Below are 16,933 nucleotides of genomic sequence, written 5' to 3'. Positions count from 1 at the left end.
ATGATACGTGTCTTCCGGGAACAGCGGCTGTAGAGTAAGAGTGTATGCAGCTTAGCAGGTAAGCTCTATGATGCCTTTTAGAGCCGCCGGGAACCGTATCGGTTCCGGCGGCTTTTTTGCGTGAACAGGACACTTGTAATTTCAGCGTTAGCTTTTGCTGTGTCTGTATCGCGCACGGATAACCCGGTCTCTCCGGCTAGGAGAGATTGTGCTATTCCGTATATGTTTTTGCAGAGCTTGTCCTTTTTGCTCATTGGCAGAGGAGAGGCTCTGTGAGAATCGCCGCCGGAACGAATCGTTCCGGCGGCTTTTTGTGTTCCCGGAAATACGTGTAGTGGAAGAATGGAATGGCAGAAAATTAGAAGACAACTTTCAGGAGGAACTAAATGACAATTGAACAATATGGCTGGAATGAACAATGGCAATACAAATGGAATGAACAGCTCCAAAATGAGAAAGGCAGGGAGCTTGTGCCCGGCAGAATTGTCGGCGACTTTGGCAGCAAATACCGTGTGATGACAGAGACGGGGGAGACTTGGGGAGAGCTGGCAGGCAAGCTCCGGCATACCATGTCCGATTCCGGTGAATATCCGGCAATTGGGGACTGGGTTGTGCTGGCGATGCAGGATGGCGGTGAGCACGCCGTCATTCACGGTGTGCTGCCCCGGCACAGTGTGATCTCGCGGAAAGTAGCCGGGAATACATGGGATGAGCAGATCGTTGCCTCCAATGTGGATACCCTATTCCTAGTAAGTGCCTTGAACGATGATTTTAATGTCCGGCGGATGGAGAGATACCTGATCATGGCGTGGAACAGCGGGGCGAACCCGGTAATTCTGCTGACCAAAGCGGATTTATGCTCCGATGCTGAGGCCAAAATCTCCGAGATGGAACGGGTAGCTCCAGGGGTTGCCATACACGCAGTCAGCGCACTGCTAGGCGATGGGAGGGAAGAGTTGCTGCCGTACATCGGCTACGGACAGACGGTGGCTCTGACTGGCTCCTCAGGCTGCGGCAAATCAACGATGGTCAACTGGCTCAGCGGGCAGAACCTTCAGCTTACCCAGGATGTTAGAGAGGGGGACAGCCGGGGACGGCATACAACCACGCACCGGGAGCTGTTCGTTCTGCCGGACGGCGGTATTATTGTGGATACTCCAGGAATGCGCGAGCTGCAGCTATGGGAAGACGAAGGCGGTCTCGACCTGGCCTTCGGCGATATCAGCAGTCTTGCAGCAGAATGCCGGTTCAGCGACTGCAGCCATGTGCGCGAAGAAGGCTGCGCTGTCCTGGAGGCGGTAGCTGCCGGGGTGCTGGATGAGAAGCGGCTGCTGAATTACCGCAAAACCCAGAAGGAGCTGTTGTACCAGAGCAGCAAAGAGGAGAAGCAGAAGCGTAAAACTGCCTCCGCTGCAACGAAGGCAGGAGGCTCCCGGACCAGGGGTACAAGCTGGCGCAGGGAACTGGAAGAATATTGACAGTGAACTATATAAATTGAACTAAAGAAAATATAAAAAGGGCAGAAGTGACGGAGGGGAGGTTTGGAACTGTAGGAGCGGTAGCGACCGCCTTTGTCTGCGGATTTCCACCGCGAGGAGCGGTAATAATCAAGAAATCTGCAGACAACAGCGGCCGGAAGTCCAAACATTCCCCGCAGTTACGACCAGACCCCAATGATGAAAATCTATATTTCAATTTATATAGCATGAAATTATAAAGAGGGTCTCCTGACAGCCTGTAAATGGCTGTAGGAGACCCTCTTTACTGTCTGGCAGCGGCTTCCGGGAGAGGCCGCTGCCTATATATAAATAAAAGTCCGGATAATGCTTGATAACAGATGTCTCAGTAAAAGTGCGGATATCTAAATAAATTACCGGACTTTTAACACGGGTTGTGTTTTAGAACGATGCTGCTGTAGTTTTTGCCAGTTGCAGGCCATTGGCAATGATTTCAGCAGATTGCTGCGGGTTCGCATTGTGGCCTTCGATGATTACCTGTTCAACATTCTTGAAGCCCCAGAAGTTCAGCATGCCGGCAACAAAGTTGACAGCCATTTCAATACTTGCAGCCGGACCTTCGGAATAAACGCCGCCTCTGGCGTTCAAGATAACTGCTTTTTTGTCAGTTACCAGACCAACCGGGCCTTCAGCAGTGTATTTAAAGGTAATACCAGCTTGGCTCAAGTAATCAATGTAAGTATGCAGTACAGCCGGAACAGTCAAGTTCCACAGCGGGAAACCAAAGACTACCTTGTCGGCAGCCAGGAACTGATCTACATATTTTTTAACAGTTGCAGCGCCGGCAGCTTCTTCAGGAGTAGCTTCGTAGCCTTGAGCTGCTTTGAACATACCAGTAATCAGTGTGTTGTCATAGTAAGGAAGCTGTTCAGCGAACAGGTCCAATTCGGTAACGGTATCCTGAGGATGGGATGCCTTGTAGCTTGCCAAAAATTCATTGTACAGCTGAACACTTACAGCTTGTTCTGCTGGACGGTTATTTGCTTTGATAAAAAGAACATTAGACATTATAAATTCTCCTTAGGTATATAATATTTATTAACTATAAATAATATAGCATTAGCTTTTTTGTTTGTAAATATCCTTTGCTTAATTTTTTTGATGCATGGGCTGGTGCTCACAAAAAAACTATCCCTCTAGTAGAGGGATAGCGCCAATGAATCATTTTCACTGTAACTGTGCAATATAGCTTCAGAGCCTTTTATTTCGATACTAATCAGAGAATTCAGACATTTTTGCAGGGCGCTTTTGCCTTTTTGAATCTTAAGCTCTAGCGTGCTGTTAAGCAATCGAAGTACTTTTTGGGTAGGCTGTTTATTTTCTGTAGTGATGTACACAGGTACTGTCTTGTTCTGAAATGTAATGAGCATTCTCATTTAACAATCACCTCGCTACAAGTCTTTCATGGTATTGATCTTACCTCTTCTTTCTTAATTTTACCTTAAAATTAGCTTATGATAACATAAAGATTACAAGTTTTAAAGCTTGAAGCCTCTTTCCGGGAAGGAAACATTGATGTGAACAATAAAGATGAGGGATATTTAGCGTATTTTCTGTTTCCTGAAATATCGGGAGATAAGAAAATAAGAGATGTGCTGAAAAAAGCTGCCCCAGAACGGATATGCCGGGTAAAGTTTAATGAGGGGAAGTACGTTCAGGATATATGCCTTCAAGTGCACAGGGATAGACTTCAAATTACCAGCATAAAAGAAGCGGACACCTTCAGTATTAAGCTAAAGGAGCCCGATGAGATTCGGCGTGCCTGTTATTATTTGCTGAATTGCTCCTTTGATCTTACAGACACCGACCTTTCGGACGCTCCTGCTTTACTAATGTCGAAACGAAAATATGAGGAGCTGAAGGATAAAGCCGGCACTTATACTTTGTTCTTTTTGTCTCAGTGCCTGACTGCCGAAACGGGGGATCAGGAGTATTCCGCAAAGCTGGCCAAGGTGCTGAAGAGCCGCATTGCAGAGGGAGAACTGAAGCTATGCTCACACCATGAGGGAGTGTGGAAGCTGCAGCAGGCTTCTTTTATGGAAGATGCCTCCGGCGGCTGGCTGGTGCGTGTCAGCCCCGAGGCATCAGAAGATTGGATCATTGCCGTCCCGCTGACAAGGGCGCAGTTATGCTCCATCTTTTATAATTGGGTGATGCTTACGGTGAAATAGGGAGGAGTGTGAGTCGTTCGTAGGCCACAACTCCTTCGTTGCCGGGGCATAGTAACGGACTGCCAGGCTCCCAGGTGCCTTCATCCGGCCTAGTGCCAAGCATCCCAAACTCCTCTCCATAATAAAATACAAGGATTTCCGGGCAGGGTCAGCAGCAATGACGCGGCCATTTTGGCATGCTCCGGCTTGTTCTGCAACTGCCCCCAGTCTTCCCCTGCAAGATTCCCCATTGCCCAAATCCTCCTTCGTAGAAGTTACGCAGTATAGAGCGTAGATCTTGTGCAAACGTTGCACACCATGTCAATTAACCTTTCTGTAGGCATTCGCATATGCTTTTAGCAAGGGCGAAAGACCCGGAAGAAAGGAGAATGAAGGATGAAACCCAGGAAAAAAATAACAATGTCGCTCATGATCTTCACCTTGTGTTTTTCGGTGCTCGCCGGCTGCGGCGGAGATTCGGCGGCGGTGAAGGTGAAAGTTGGTGAAGTTACCCGTTCTGTCTTTTACGCGCCCGAATATGTGGCACTTACGCAGAATTTCTTCAAGGATGAGGGGCTGGATGTGGAGCTGCAGACGATTCCGGGCGGCGATAAAACAATGACGGCACTGCTCTCAGGAGCGATTGATGTGGCGCTTGTCGGCTCGGAAACTTCCATTTACGTCTACCAGCAGGGGACGGATGATCCGGTTATAAATTTTGCCCAGCTAACGCAGCGGGACGGCACGTTCCTGTTCGCACGAAAAGCCGATGCCAATTTTGAATGGGACAAATTGAAGGGGAGCACCTTCCTCGGCCAAAGAAAAGGCGGGATGCCGCAAATGGCCGGTGCGTTCACCCTGCTGCAAAAGGGCATTGACACGAAAAAGGACCTTACCCTGATTCAAAATATCGACTTTGCCAATATCGCCGGAGCCTTTGCCTCTGGAACAGGGGATTATGTGCAGCTCTTTGAACCGACAGCCTCCATCTTTGAACGTGAGGGACGCGGTCAGGTGGTTGCTTCTTTCGGTGTAGAGAGCGGCTATCTGCCTTATACGGTCTTTATGTCGAAGGACAGCTATATTAGTAAAAACGGGGATACCGTGCAGAAATTCACCAATGCGATCCAGCGGGCGCAGCTTTGGGTAAAGGAGCACAGCCCGGAGGAGATTGCTGATGCGATTCTTCCTTATTTTGATAAGACGGATCGGGAAATCGTAGTCTCTTCGGTAAAGCGATATAAGGAGCAGGATACGTATGCAGTGAACCCGGTTGTGGACGATAAAGAGTGGAACAATCTTCTGGATGTCATCGAGAACGCTGGTGAACTGAAGGAACGTATTCCCGAAGGGAAGATTGTCAACAACAGCTTTGCCGAAAAAGCCGAAGCCAGCGTAAAGTGAGCGGCGAATGCTTACGAAGCGAGTTTTATTGCGAAGAATCTCAATGATGTTATGCTCCATAAAACTTAAGTGAATGCTTACGAAGTGAGTTTTGCCGAAGCAGTTCATTGAAGTCTATGCTAACAAAACTTAAGTGAATGCTTACGAAGTGAGTTTTGCCGAAGCAGTTCATTGAAGTCTATGCTAACAAAACTTTTAGGAGGGGCAATATGCTTCCCATTGTGCAGTTAAAGGAAGTGACGCATGCCTATCTGGGGGACCGCGAGGCGTCGCTTGCCATTGAGAGCTTCAGTCTAAACGTTGAAAAGGGCGAGTTCGTCAGCCTGGTTGGACCCAGCGGCTGCGGCAAAACTACGCTCCTGTCGATCATTGCCGGACTGCTGCGGCCCTCACGCGGTGAAGTGCTTGTGAGCGGACGCGCAATTGAAGGCCCCTCTCCAGAGGTGGGGTACATGCTGCAGCAGGATTATCTTTTTCCCTGGCGGACGATATTGGATAATGCGCTGCTGGGACTGGAGCTGACCGGCAGTCTGAACGAAATCTCAAGGAAGAAGACTCTGAAGCTGCTGGAGGAGATGGGGCTTGCGGGCAAGGAGCAGGCCTTACCGTCCCAGTTGTCGGGCGGAATGCGCCAGCGGGTGGCACTGGTGCGGACGCTTGCTACGAACCCCGGACTGCTGCTGCTGGATGAGCCTTTTTCCGCTCTGGATTACCAGATTAAGCTACAGCTTGAGGATCTGGTATCGGAGACTTTGCGCAGCCGCGGGACTACGGCGATTCTTGTCACCCATGATCTGTCCGAGGCGATAGCGGTCAGCAGCCGGGTGATCCTGCTGCAGCGGAATCCGGGGAAGATCCGTAAAATTTTTACAGTTCCCGAAGCGATTCGCCGCACGCCCCCATTGTATGCACGTGACTTGCCGGGGTTCGCGGAGCTTTTTCATGAAGTATGGAAGGAAATGGAGCTGGCAGGGAGGGAAGGCTTATGAAATCCGTCGAGCAAATTGAGTTGGCAGCCTCCCGTGCGTTATGGCTGGAAGAGAAGCACGGAGAATACCGGAAGAAAAAGCGGCGCTGGCGAAGCAGGGTTAATGCTGTACGCGGCAGTCTGCTTGTGCTGTTCTTTGTTCTGTGGGAAGCAGGAGCCAGGCTGGGCTGGCTGGATGAGCTGCTGTTCAGCTATCCGACGAAGGTCTTCCGCCAGATTTGGGGAGACATGGTCAGCGGAAGTCTGTGGCCGCATCTGGGCATGACGGTCGGTGAGACGGTGGTCGGATTTGTGCTTGGTACATTGCTTGGTACGCTGCTGGCCGTCATTATTTGGTGGTCGCCTTTTTTATCTGCGGTGCTTGATCCCTATATGGTCGTATTTAACAGTATGCCGAAGGTGGCATTGGGCCCGATTTTTATCGTGATGTTCGGCGCGGGCTTTACGGCGATTGTTGTCACAACATTGTCCATTACGGTTATCATTACAACACTTGTAGTCTATAACAGCTTCTGCAGCGTAGACCCGAATCTTGTGAAAGTAGTCAGGTCCTTTGGAGCCTCGCGGGTACAGGAATTCAGCAAGGTGATTCTGCCGGCTTCTTTTCCGGCCATTGTCTCCACACTGAAAGTGAATGTTGGCATGTCCTGGGTGGGCGTGATTGTGGGTGAGTTTTTGGCCGCAAAAACCGGGCTGGGATATTTGATTATTTATGGCTTCCAGGTGTTCAATTTCACACTCGTCATGTCCAGCCTGTTAATTATCGCTGCAGTGGCTACTGGTATGTATCAACTGGTGGTGTATGTGGAAAAGCTGCTTTTGTCGAGAAGATGAGAATGATGTCATATTGTGCAGCCCTGCAAAATCTTGTACCATGACTATAGCTTCATCTGAACAATACAGTCATTATGTTTTTAACCTGCTATTTCACGCGAAAACGATTTACAAAGCTTGCAAGGAGAGGTATTTACATGGGATTTCGGGTTATCAAAACAGCGGCCGCAACGCTGCTGTCCATCCTGCTGGCAGCCGCTGTGGGCATTCCCAACGCGCAAAGTGCCGGGCTGCTGGCGATTCTGGGTGTGGAAACCACCCGCAAAAGGAGTCTTCGCACGATTACGGCGCGTTTTCTAGCATCGCTTGTGGGACTCTTTTTCGGCTGTATTCTGTTCTTTACCCTCGGCTTCCATTATTGGGTGCTGGGTCTGTATGTGCTAATCGGATTTCCCATGATCGTAAAATCAGGCTATAAGGAGGGCATTGTCACCAGCTCGGTTATCGTCTTCCGTGTGTTTGGACAAGCTGAGCTGTCCGTGCATGTTCTGCTGCAGCAGATTGAGCTGCTGCTGATCGGACTCGGGTCGGCCGGACTAGTCAATCTGATCTATATGCCACAGACGGGCGGGGTTATTGCGGCAATCCGCAAAGAGGTAGACGGTTATTTTTCCGTTATTTTTACACAAATGGCGGTTACTCTGCGTGATCCGGGGTATTTATGGGACGGCAAAGAGCTGATTGGCGCAAACCAGGCGGTGCAGCGTGGCCTAACGGCGGCTTCAAGGGAAATGGAGAATCATGTCATTCATCCGGATGAAGCCTGGAATGTCTACTTCTATATGCGCAAGGAGCAACTGGAGTCGATCCAGAATATGATGCAGCTTCTCTCGCAGGTCTACCGCCAATTGCCGCACGGTGACATGGTCGCGGACCTGTTCGATCAGCTTAGCAACGATGTGCTGGCCGAAGAATATACGGGCCGCACGGAGAAGCTGCTGGACGGGCTTGAGAAGGAATTTCAGGGAATGGAGCTGCCGGAAACCCGTGAGGAATTCGAGGTCCGTTCCGCGATTTTGCAGCTATGCCGCGAGCTCTCGCTGTATCTGAATATCGCCAAAAGGTATAAAATGCCGGTCGATAGTAAGTCGGTGAAACGGTCCTTGACGACAAAAGGAAATTCATAAGCAGGGCCCTAAATAAGGAGCAGGTATTAACATTTAAGTGAGAAATCACGATATGATATGTATGAACAAAAAGTGAACGGTTTATTAATGCTGCGTTCATTTTATGTTCAGGTACGCAGGTGTACTCTGTATTATCATTATAAATGGAAGGGCCATATCCCAATTACAGCAGCTAATTCACAAGCTGTGAATTCTGCACTGGCAGGTGAACTCAGTGAACAACGGCAATGAACAATATATTGGCAAACAGCTCGCAGACAACCTCTTCAATCGCAGCGGTGTATTTGTGCTGCCGGCAATGACGCTACTGAACTCGGAGCATGTCCGCTTAATCACCCAGCACCGGATTATTCTGGAGCCTCATGACGTGATACAGCTTGACAGTGCAGCCTTCTATCAGCTCGCCGTAGATGATTGTACAGAGGCGATGGAGCATATTTTCGAAGAGTTCCGTTATACCAAGAGCAAACGGCTGCCGATGCTTGAGCTAAGAAATGAAGTAATCCCCTTCATCCAGCAGGTAAGCGAGAAGAACGATTTCTATGGAATCCTGGCTGCGCTGCAGACAAAAGATGATTATACATACAGACATAATGTCGCGGTGGGGATATTGTCAACACTTCTCGGCAAATGGCTTAAGATGAAGCCGGAGGAGCTCAGCATGCTGACCACTGCCGCAACGCTGCACGACATCGGGAAGATTATGATTCCGGCGGAAATCCTGACGAAGCCGGGTCCGCTGGATACTGAAGAGTTTGAGGTAATGAAGAAGCATACCACCCTTGGCTATGAGATGATCAGGGACACGGTAGGCACAACACACATGCAAGCGCTCGTTGCACTGCAGCATCACGAAAGACTGGACGGCAGCGGATACCCGTTCGGCGTGCTGGGACACCGGATTACTGATTTCAGTAAAATCGTTGCCGTCGCGGATATTTTTCATGCGATGACCTCGGACCGTTATTACCGTTCAGCCGCACCGCTCTATGAGGTGCTTACGCAGATGGAGGAAAATGTCTACGGCAAGCTTGATCCATATATTTGCAGAGTCTTTATCAATAAGCTAATGCAGTCGATGATAGGCAACGATGTGGTGCTGACGGACGGCAGGGTCGGGAAAATCATCATGATCCTGGCCCATGATCCGCTTCACCCGCTGGTGAACATCGGCGAGGATTTCATTGATCTCAGCAAGCATAGAAAGCTGGGAATTGTGCGGGTGCTTCCGCAATAACTTAACACTTCAGGCCCCAGCAGATTCTGCGGGGGCTTTTTGGCGCATATCATATTTTACTACTGAATCTAATGCTTAGGCTCTTGGAGGGCTTACCCAAATTTATTTCTACTCTAACAATCAACAAATGCCCAGAACGTGCATACACTTGATAGTGAATGATTGTATGGAGGAGGTTCAAAGATGTCATTAAGCCATAAACGTCAGACAAGGGAGATCATTACGAAGGCAATTTGCGGCAAAGGTCGTAAGTTCTCTACAGCAACCCATACCGTGACTCCGCCACACCATCCGACGAGTATTCTGGGGGCTTGGATTATCAACCACCAGTATGAAGCGGTTGCCGCCGGGAACGGAATCGAAGTAATTGGTACTTATGATGTAAACATCTGGTACTCGTACGACAAAAACAAGCAGACCGAGGTAGCCAAGGAAACGGTCTCCTATGTGGAGCTTATTCCGCTGTCGTATCTGGACCCGAGACACCGTGCTTCCACGGTTGAGGTCTCTGCGGAGGCAACGCAGGAGCCTAATTGCGTGGAAGCAGGGGTATCGCCGGGCGGCGGCAGTGTGACACTCCGCGTAGAACGGGAATTCGAGGCGGAATTGGTGGCTGAGACCAAAGTCCGTGTGTATGTCACTGATCAAAGCGATGATCCGGAAGACAAGGATTTTGATTTTGACGGTGAAAGCTTCGATTACGATGATCTCGACCCCGACGCCCTGGATGATGAGCTGTAAGGAAGGGATGCACCGCCGCCGACTGAATATCGGGTGGGTTATAGTCCATTATATGTAGCGGGGGCGGCGGTGAGAGGGCGAATGCCCTCCTTTTTTATTTTTTTTGAAAAAATGGGCGCGGGGAAGCTGAAATGGTAAGGGTAACGGCAGAATGGGGATTATCAGGGCAGGGGATATATAAGTTGAACTTTAATTTCATATTAAGGTCTGGTTGTAACTGAAGGGAATGTTAGGACTTCCGACCGCTTATGGATGTTAAAATTCAATTTTAATAGTGCAAAGAGCGTGGCAGTCGGCTTGCCATGCTCCAGCCGGGAGGGGGCGGGTTAATGAATGAGGGGTATGAAACATATAGACAGCTATCATTTAAGCAGCGGGAGAATAGATTGCGCCGCAGCGGACTGGAAGCTTCATTGACTCCGGCTGGTAGAGGTGCAAATGAGATTGCTACATATGTAAGTAATCCGGCAACGGGTAATTATAGACAATGCTATCGCATTCGTGTTCTCGGGCTTTCTGTGCTTGAGATTCTGCCGCTGGGAACTGGAGCTGCCATGCAAGCCGCGGCTTTGACAGCCCGCAGCGGCCCAAGCGAAGGCGGGGGGCGTGTAAGGGCTGGAGCACAAGATGACTTAAGGGCAAGTGTAAGGGGAGCGGAGGAGGGGACGGCGGGAGCCGGGTATGCTGGGGAGCGGCGAGGGACGACGGGGATTAAAGCTCGCGAAGGAGCCGGGGGAGAGAACAGTTCCAGGGTAAGTGGAGGGGGAGAAGCGGAGGAGGGGGCGGGGAGAGCTGGGTATGCCCGTGAGCGGCGGGGGATGACGGGGGTTAAAGTTCGCGGAGGAGCCGGGGTGGAGAACAGTTCCAGGGTAAGTGGAGGGGGAGAAGCGGGGGAGGGGACGGCGAGAGCTGGGTATGCCGGTGAGCGGCGTGGGACGGTAAAGATTATGCAAGGGATAGCTGTTCGTGCGCTGTACAGCCTGGGCTTGGACAGTGGTGATGTATTGCTCAAGGCGATGGGGGAGCGGCGCTATATTGTGGTGGCGGTCACTCCGCTGCGGGCAGCGGCTGGACAACCGCTGCCCGCGCCTTACCAGGCGGCTGCGCTGGCGCTAGGCCGCGCCCTTGCATTGGAGCAGCCCGGACGCCCCGGGCTGCTTATGGGCATGGACCCGGAGTTCCTCCTGCTCCGGGAGTCCACGGGCCGCGTCGTGCCGGCGTCGCGGTACCTGCCCCTGGACGGCGTCGCCGGCTGCGACGCCGGACCTCCGGGAACGCGCGGCGCGTTCCCGGTCGCCGAGCTGCGCCCTGCGCCGCGCGGGGAACCGCGCGCGCTGCTGGCGCAGCTAATGTCCGCCGCGCGCACGGCGGACCGGCTCATTGCCGACCGCTCGCTGCGCTGGCGGGCGGGAGGCATGCCGCTGCGGGGCTGGGCCCTAGGCGGCCACTTGCACTTCAGCGGCGTGACGCTGACGGCGCCGCTCTTGCGCGCGCTCGACAATTATCTCGCGCTGCCGCTGCTGCTGCTGGAGGACGCCAGGGCCTCGGCCCGGCGTCCGAGATACGGGGTGCTCGGCGATTTCCGTCTTCAGCCGCATGGCGGCTTTGAATACCGGACCTTGCCGAGCTTCCTGGTGTCCCCGGTCATCGCGAAAGGGGCGGTCTTCCTGGCTCACCTGATTGTGAGCCGCTATGAAGACCTGACCCTGCGTCCGCTCGACCGGGAAGACCTGCACGCCGCCTACTATAGCGGCGACAAGCCCCCTCTGCGCGCCGCGTTCCTGCCGCTGGCGGCGCAGCTCCGCGCGCTGCCCGGCTATGCGCAGGCCGCGCGCTACATAGAGCCGCTGCTTCGTGGCATTGCCGCCGGACAGACCTGGGATGAATCGCGCGACATCCGGGAGCTATGGTGCAACGATAATCATCCATGATAGGCCTGCCCGCGCGGCATGCATTTTTTTGACGCAGGCTTAACTTTGCACAAAATGGAATCGCTCTGCCTCCAGCACCAATACTAGTCTTAAGGTCTGCTATTCAGGTCGAGCGCTTACGAAACTAAAACAGAAGTTGGGTTACGCAGAAACAACGGCAAAAATACCGTTGTTGGAGCCCCCGCGCCAGATTTGTACATAAACAACGGCAGAAATACCGTTGTTAGAGGTAGCGCGTCGGGTTTGTGCAGAAACAACGGCAAAAATACCGCTGTTGGAGCCCCCGCGCCAGATTTGTACATAAACAACGGCAGAAATACCGTTGTTAGAGGTAGTATGCCGGGTTTGTGCAAAAACAACAGCAAAAATGCCGTTGTTGGAGCCCCCGCGCCAGATTTGTACATAAACAACGGCAGAAATGCCGTTGTTGAAGGTTGGAGCAGTGGCAGTCAGCCCGCACCAAAAGCCGCCCTGTACGATTGCTGCAGGCAGCATCGTATCAGGCGGCTTAACTTTTCACTATGTAACTCCTAAGTTCCATATTACAAATAATACATCGACCAGAAACCGATATCCTTGAAGCCGAGCTTTTTGTAAATCATACCTGCCTTGGGATTGTCATAGAAAAGGCATAACGATCTGCCTTCCGTAAGCAAATCGGCGCATAGCCGGGCTACGACGTTTCTGGCTAAGCCTTTACCTCTGTAATCCGGATGTGTAGCTACAGCGATGACCATCGCCGACATCGAATTTTCCGCAGTGGTGGATGCCGTAACGATTACTTTGCCGTCCTGTTCCATGAAATAGGTTCGGCCGGTGCCGCTGTCCAGCGTCTTCAGCAGACTTTTCCGCGAATCCTTCCGGCTGCTTAGAAATTCCTCGATTTGATCTGTAAGCGAACAAATAGCGTCCACATCGTGTATCGTTGCCTTTTTAACAATCCCCGGAGAAGCTGCCGCTGTGCGAATTTCCTCATTTATCTCCGTGAGCTCGGCAAACAGCAATTGTTTTTCCGTCTTGAAGCTCAGATGTTCAGTTAATGCCCGCACCACCTGCGCAGAACCGGAGATCATCTCGCTTTTCCCGCCTGCCCGGATCAGTTCGGCAAACCCCGCCGCATCATAGGGACCATCGGCATACGGCAAATAGCTTCCGTAGAAGCGCAGAAGAACTGCTTTAAGCTGCCCGTCCGCATCATCCAGCTCACCCCACAGCTCCATAAAATCCTGCTCAAAACCAAAATTTTCGATATCCCCGATCATGAACAAATTGATAGCCGGGTCCTTTCGCAGCAGCGCCATCAGCGGCTCTCTGTCTGCCTCGCTCAGTTTGCGAATCATTGTTGCTACCTCCCTATGTATCTCTAGTATCAAATAATGTCTACTTTTTATTTTACAGCATATGGAATGAAAAGCACGACTTTCTTTCAGCCAGCGGATTTCCTCCGTTGATATGTTCCCTGCATTTACCTGCACCCGAGCCCGTAATGATTCCCATCGCATTTGTCCGGGATTGATGCTCTTCAAAATTTTCTGAGGACTCACGGGGTGACTTTGCTTTGCAGATTTCTGTTATAATAGAGGACAGTATGAAGCAGGCATGGAGGTAAAAGATGGCAAATTATACGCCGATGATACAGCAATATTTAAAAGTAAAGGAAGGAGCAAAGGATGCTTTCCTTTTCTTCCGTTTGGGCGATTTTTACGAAATGTTCTTCGAGGATGCAATTCTGGCCTCCAAGGAGCTTGAGATTACATTAACAGGCCGCGAGGGCGGAGTGGGGGAGCGCATTCCGATGTGCGGGGTGCCTTACCATGCTGCCGAGGGGTACATACAGCGCCTGATCGAAAAAGGCTATAAAGTCGCGATCTGCGAACAGCTCGATGATCCGGCAGTTACCAAGGGGATGGTCCGGCGCGATATTGTCCGCGTGGTCACACCGGGTACGGTCATGGACGGCAAGATTATTAGTGATAAAAACAACAACTACCTGGTCTGTGTGACTGAGGAAAACGGGATGATGGCGCTGGCTGCGTGCGATTTGACCACGGGCGAGCTGTATGTAACCTCTGTGCTTTCTGGTGCCGAGTGGCTGCGGGATGAGATCGGCATTTACGAGCCGGCTGAGATTATCGGGGATGCGGCGCTTTTGGACATGCTGAAGGCAGAGGCATCGCTTCTGGCTAAGCCTGTTGTCTATACTCCCTGGGAAAAAATTGAAGAAGAGCTGGCCCGCCGCCAGTTTGGCGAAGCGGCCTGGGTGCGGCTGGAGAAGGAACGCGGGCACTGCCTTGCGCTGCTGATTTCTTATTTGAACGAGACCCAGCGCCGTTCCCTGGGACAGCTCAGCCAGATTTCCCCATACGAGCCTGGCAACTATATGATTCTCGATCCGTTTACCCGCCGGAATCTGGAGCTGACCGAGACTGTGCGTGAGCGTTCCAAAAAAGGCTCGCTGCTCTGGCTGCTCGACCGCACCGAAACCTCGATGGGCGGGCGGCTCCTGCGGCGCCGAATCGACAAACCGCTGCTTCAGCGGGCGCCGATTGAGCGGCGGCTGGAGGCTGTCGATTATCTGTACAACCAGTTCATCGTACGTGAGGATTTGCGCGGGGCGCTGAAGGAGATTTACGATCTGGAGCGGCTGGTTGGGCGGATTGCCTATGGCAGTGCCAACGGTCGCGACATGAATGCGCTGAAGCTGTCGCTTGCCCAGATTCCGGCGCTGAAGGAAATGTGTCTGACTTCTGGCTCAGCTACGCTGCGGGAGATTGGGGCCAGCATGGATGATTGCGCTGAGCTGCGCGAGGATATCGACCATGCAATTGTTGAGGATGCGCCTGTGTCCGTGCGTGACGGAGGGATCATCCGCGCGGGTTATCATGAGCGTCTGGATGAGCTGCGTGAGGCCAGCAGCAGCGGCAAACGCTGGATTGCGGAGCTGGAAGCGAAGGAACGGCAGGCGACAGGCATTAAGTCGCTGAAGATCGGCTACAACAAAATCTTCGGCTATTATATTGAAATCACCCGCTCCAACCTGTCATCTCTGCCGGAAGGAAGATATGAACGCAAGCAGACGCTGGCGAACGCCGAGCGTTTTGTTACACCGGAGCTGAAGGAGAAGGAAGCGCTGATTCTCGAAGCCCAGGATAAAATGACCGACCTGGAATACAGCTTGTTTATCCAGCTTCGCGACCGGATCAGTGCGCAGATTCCCCGCCTCCAGGCGCTGGCCGAGAAGGTGGCGGAAATTGATGTGTACCAGTGTCTGGCGGCCGTCAGCGCCGAGCACCGTTTCGTGAAGCCAAAGCTCACCGAAGGCTACGATTTGCGGCTGGAGGGAGGACGCCATCCGGTGGTGGAGGCGGTGCTAAAGGATGCGGCGTTCATTGCGAACGGCAGCACACTCAGCAAGGATGAGGGCAATATTCTACTGATTACCGGCCCTAATATGGCGGGTAAGAGCACCTATATGCGCCAGGTTGCACTGATTTGTATTCTGGCCCAGATTGGCTGCTTTGTCCCTGCGGGGAGCGCTGAGGTTCCGTTGATTGACCGGATCTTTACACGGATCGGAGCAGCGGATGATCTTATCGGCGGACAGAGCACGTTCATGGTGGAAATGGCGGATATCCAGGTCATGACCGAAAAAGCAACAGCGCGCAGTCTGATCATCATCGACGAACTGGGCCGGGGTACTTCAACTAGCGAAGGGATGGCTATCGCCCAAGCCGTGATCGAATACGTGCATGATACCATTGCCTGCAAAGCCCTGGTCTCGACGCATTTTCATGAGCTGGCTCATTTGGAGCAAAGTCTCACTGGACTGCGCAATTACTCGATGGCGGTTCAAGAAAGCGGCGACAAAGTAAACTTCCTGCGCAAGCTGGTGCCGGGAGCGGCGGACAGCAGCTACGGGATTTATTGCGCGAGGCTTGCGGGTCTGCCGGAAGGCATCATTGACCGTGCCTATGGATTGCTCCAGAGTATTGAGCAGGTGGCCGCTCCGAAGGCTGAAGCACTTAACTACGGCACTGGTGATAGTCATGCGGAGTCGGCGATCAAAGAAAACCCGGCATCGCCGCTTCAGTCTCGTTTGGGGCTGGATGAGTCCACAGGCAGCTCAACACCAGGCGGTCACACAATGACTGCAGCTTCTGTAAGCAACAGTGCGTCTTCTACCGGCAATATGTCATCGGTTTCTGTCCTTGAGACGGCTGTGACTGCAGCATCGGCTGTTGCCGAAGCGGCGGCCTCACTTGCTTCTTCCCCGGCGGAGGAGGACAATGAGGTTGTGCAGCTCTCGATCTTTGGCGAGGAAGAGCCGCGCAAAAACCGTAAAGGCGCGCTTGCAGCCCCGGCGGCAAAAGAGAATCCGCTTGTTAAAGAGCTGATCTCCGCCGTTCAAGGCGCTGACCTGATGAACATGACGCCGCTGCAGGCGATGGGCCTGCTCAACGAACTGAAGCTGAAGGCCAAGGAGCTTTAGGGGGTTCTGATGAACTTTTGAAAAAGCGCGTCTTTGGATTACGGAGATTCATTTAAGCTCTAGCTGTATTTCATACAACTAAAAAGTCCTATTTTTGCGCTAAATTCCATTTATCTGCATTCTGTGCAACTAAACAGACAGACATGCTGTAAAAGAAGACTTTTCGCTGTTTTTAGCTGTACAGAATGCAATTATCGCTAAAAACAAGAGTTTGCGCCCCCTTTTAACTGCAGCAAGTGCAGCAAGTACAGTTATCGGGTACGCGTTCAATAATGCAACAGATCTATATAAATTGAACTTAAGAAAATATAAAAAGGGCCGAAGTGACGGAGGGGAAGTTTGGATACTTACGGAGCGTTAGCGACCGCCTAAGAGCTTTCCGTAGGAAAGCTGGCATCGGAAGCATAGGCTGTCTGCGGATTTACACCGCGAAGAGCGGTAACAATCAAGAAATCTGCAGACAACAGCGGCCGGAAGTCCAAACATTCCCCGCAGTTACGACCAGACCCCAATAT

The 16,933-nt window shown here is 52.0% G+C and carries 15 protein-coding genes; 10 read left to right on the top strand and 5 right to left on the bottom strand.

Annotated features, from left to right (window positions below):
• Positions 1–386: 386 nt before the first annotated feature.
• Positions 387–1,478, top strand: coding sequence for a ribosome small subunit-dependent GTPase A (gene rsgA / locus ACX1DY_RS01715; protein WP_458962467.1), 1,092 nt, complete (start codon positions 387–389; stop codon positions 1,476–1,478).
• Positions 1,479–1,898: 420 nt separating this feature from the next.
• Here the strand turns inward: rsgA and ACX1DY_RS01710 are convergent, their stop codons facing one another.
• Positions 1,899–2,525: an FMN-dependent NADH-azoreductase gene (locus ACX1DY_RS01710; RefSeq protein WP_458962466.1), complete on the bottom strand. Its 627-nt coding sequence runs from the start codon at positions 2,523–2,525 to the stop codon at positions 1,899–1,901.
• Between the two features lie 128 nt (positions 2,526–2,653).
• Positions 2,654–2,893, bottom strand: coding sequence for a hypothetical protein (locus ACX1DY_RS01705; protein ID WP_019910652.1), 240 nt, complete (start codon positions 2,891–2,893; stop codon positions 2,654–2,656).
• Positions 2,894–3,349: 456 nt separating this feature from the next.
• On the opposite strand from ACX1DY_RS01705, the gene ACX1DY_RS01700 reads away from it, so the two are divergent.
• A complete protein-coding gene (locus ACX1DY_RS01700) occupies positions 3,350–3,688 on the top strand; it encodes a hypothetical protein (RefSeq protein ID WP_458962465.1) in 339 nt (112 codons plus the stop codon).
• 89 nt (positions 3,689–3,777) lie between these two features.
• On the opposite strand, the gene ACX1DY_RS01695 is transcribed toward ACX1DY_RS01700, so the two are convergent.
• Positions 3,778–3,918: a hypothetical protein gene (locus ACX1DY_RS01695; RefSeq protein ID WP_458962464.1), complete on the bottom strand. Its 141-nt coding sequence runs from the start codon at positions 3,916–3,918 to the stop codon at positions 3,778–3,780.
• Between the two features lie 145 nt (positions 3,919–4,063).
• Between ACX1DY_RS01695 and ACX1DY_RS01690 the strand changes: the two genes are divergently transcribed.
• From ACX1DY_RS01690 to ACX1DY_RS01660, 7 genes are all read left to right on the top strand, one after another.
• Positions 4,064–5,071, top strand: a complete 1,008-nt coding sequence (locus tag ACX1DY_RS01690; protein ID WP_458962463.1) for an ABC transporter substrate-binding protein — start codon at positions 4,064–4,066, stop codon at positions 5,069–5,071.
• Positions 5,072–5,280: 209 nt separating this feature from the next.
• The gene (locus ACX1DY_RS01685; protein ID WP_458962462.1) at positions 5,281–6,060 is read left to right on the top strand and encodes an ABC transporter ATP-binding protein; all 780 of its coding nucleotides are present in this window, start codon (positions 5,281–5,283) and stop codon (positions 6,058–6,060) included.
• Positions 6,057–6,893: an ABC transporter permease gene (locus ACX1DY_RS01680; protein ID WP_458962461.1), complete on the top strand. Its 837-nt coding sequence runs from the start codon at positions 6,057–6,059 to the stop codon at positions 6,891–6,893. Before ACX1DY_RS01685 ends, ACX1DY_RS01680 begins: the two co-directional genes overlap by 4 nt.
• Before the next feature lie 137 nt (positions 6,894–7,030).
• Positions 7,031–8,020 carry an aromatic acid exporter family protein gene (locus tag ACX1DY_RS01675; RefSeq protein WP_458962460.1) on the top strand — a complete coding sequence of 330 codons (990 nt, stop codon included), beginning with the start codon at positions 7,031–7,033 and terminating at the stop codon, positions 8,018–8,020.
• Between the two features lie 214 nt (positions 8,021–8,234).
• Complete coding sequence (locus ACX1DY_RS01670; protein ID WP_458962459.1) at positions 8,235–9,257, top strand: HD-GYP domain-containing protein; 1,023 nt, start codon at positions 8,235–8,237, stop codon at positions 9,255–9,257.
• Between the two features lie 183 nt (positions 9,258–9,440).
• Positions 9,441–9,998, top strand: coding sequence for an outer spore coat protein CotE (locus ACX1DY_RS01665; RefSeq protein ID WP_458962458.1), 558 nt, complete (start codon positions 9,441–9,443; stop codon positions 9,996–9,998).
• Positions 9,999–10,327: 329 nt separating this feature from the next.
• Positions 10,328–11,929, top strand: coding sequence for a putative amidoligase domain-containing protein (locus ACX1DY_RS01660; protein ID WP_458962457.1), 1,602 nt, complete (start codon positions 10,328–10,330; stop codon positions 11,927–11,929).
• A gap of 141 nt (positions 11,930–12,070) precedes the next feature.
• Here the strand turns inward: ACX1DY_RS01660 and ACX1DY_RS01655 are convergent, their stop codons facing one another.
• Together ACX1DY_RS01655 and ACX1DY_RS01650 are read right to left on the bottom strand one after the other, a co-directional pair.
• Entirely contained in the window at positions 12,071–12,424 is a 354-nt protein-coding gene (locus ACX1DY_RS01655; protein WP_458962456.1) for a hypothetical protein, read from the bottom strand.
• A gap of 47 nt (positions 12,425–12,471) precedes the next feature.
• Positions 12,472–13,269 carry a GNAT family N-acetyltransferase gene (locus ACX1DY_RS01650; protein WP_458962455.1) on the bottom strand — a complete coding sequence of 266 codons (798 nt, stop codon included), beginning with the start codon at positions 13,267–13,269 and terminating at the stop codon, positions 12,472–12,474.
• A 272-nt stretch (positions 13,270–13,541) separates the two neighbouring features.
• Here ACX1DY_RS01650 and mutS point away from each other — a divergent pair, with 272 nt between their 5' ends.
• A complete protein-coding gene (gene mutS, locus ACX1DY_RS01645; protein WP_458962454.1) occupies positions 13,542–16,418 on the top strand; it encodes a DNA mismatch repair protein MutS in 2,877 nt (958 codons plus the stop codon).
• Positions 16,419–16,933 lie beyond the last annotated feature (515 nt).

Source organism: Paenibacillus sp. BAC0078 (genome assembly GCF_054483875.1).
Note: the sequence above shows the minus strand (reverse complement) of the source record. Positions and strands in the feature narration are given on the sequence as shown.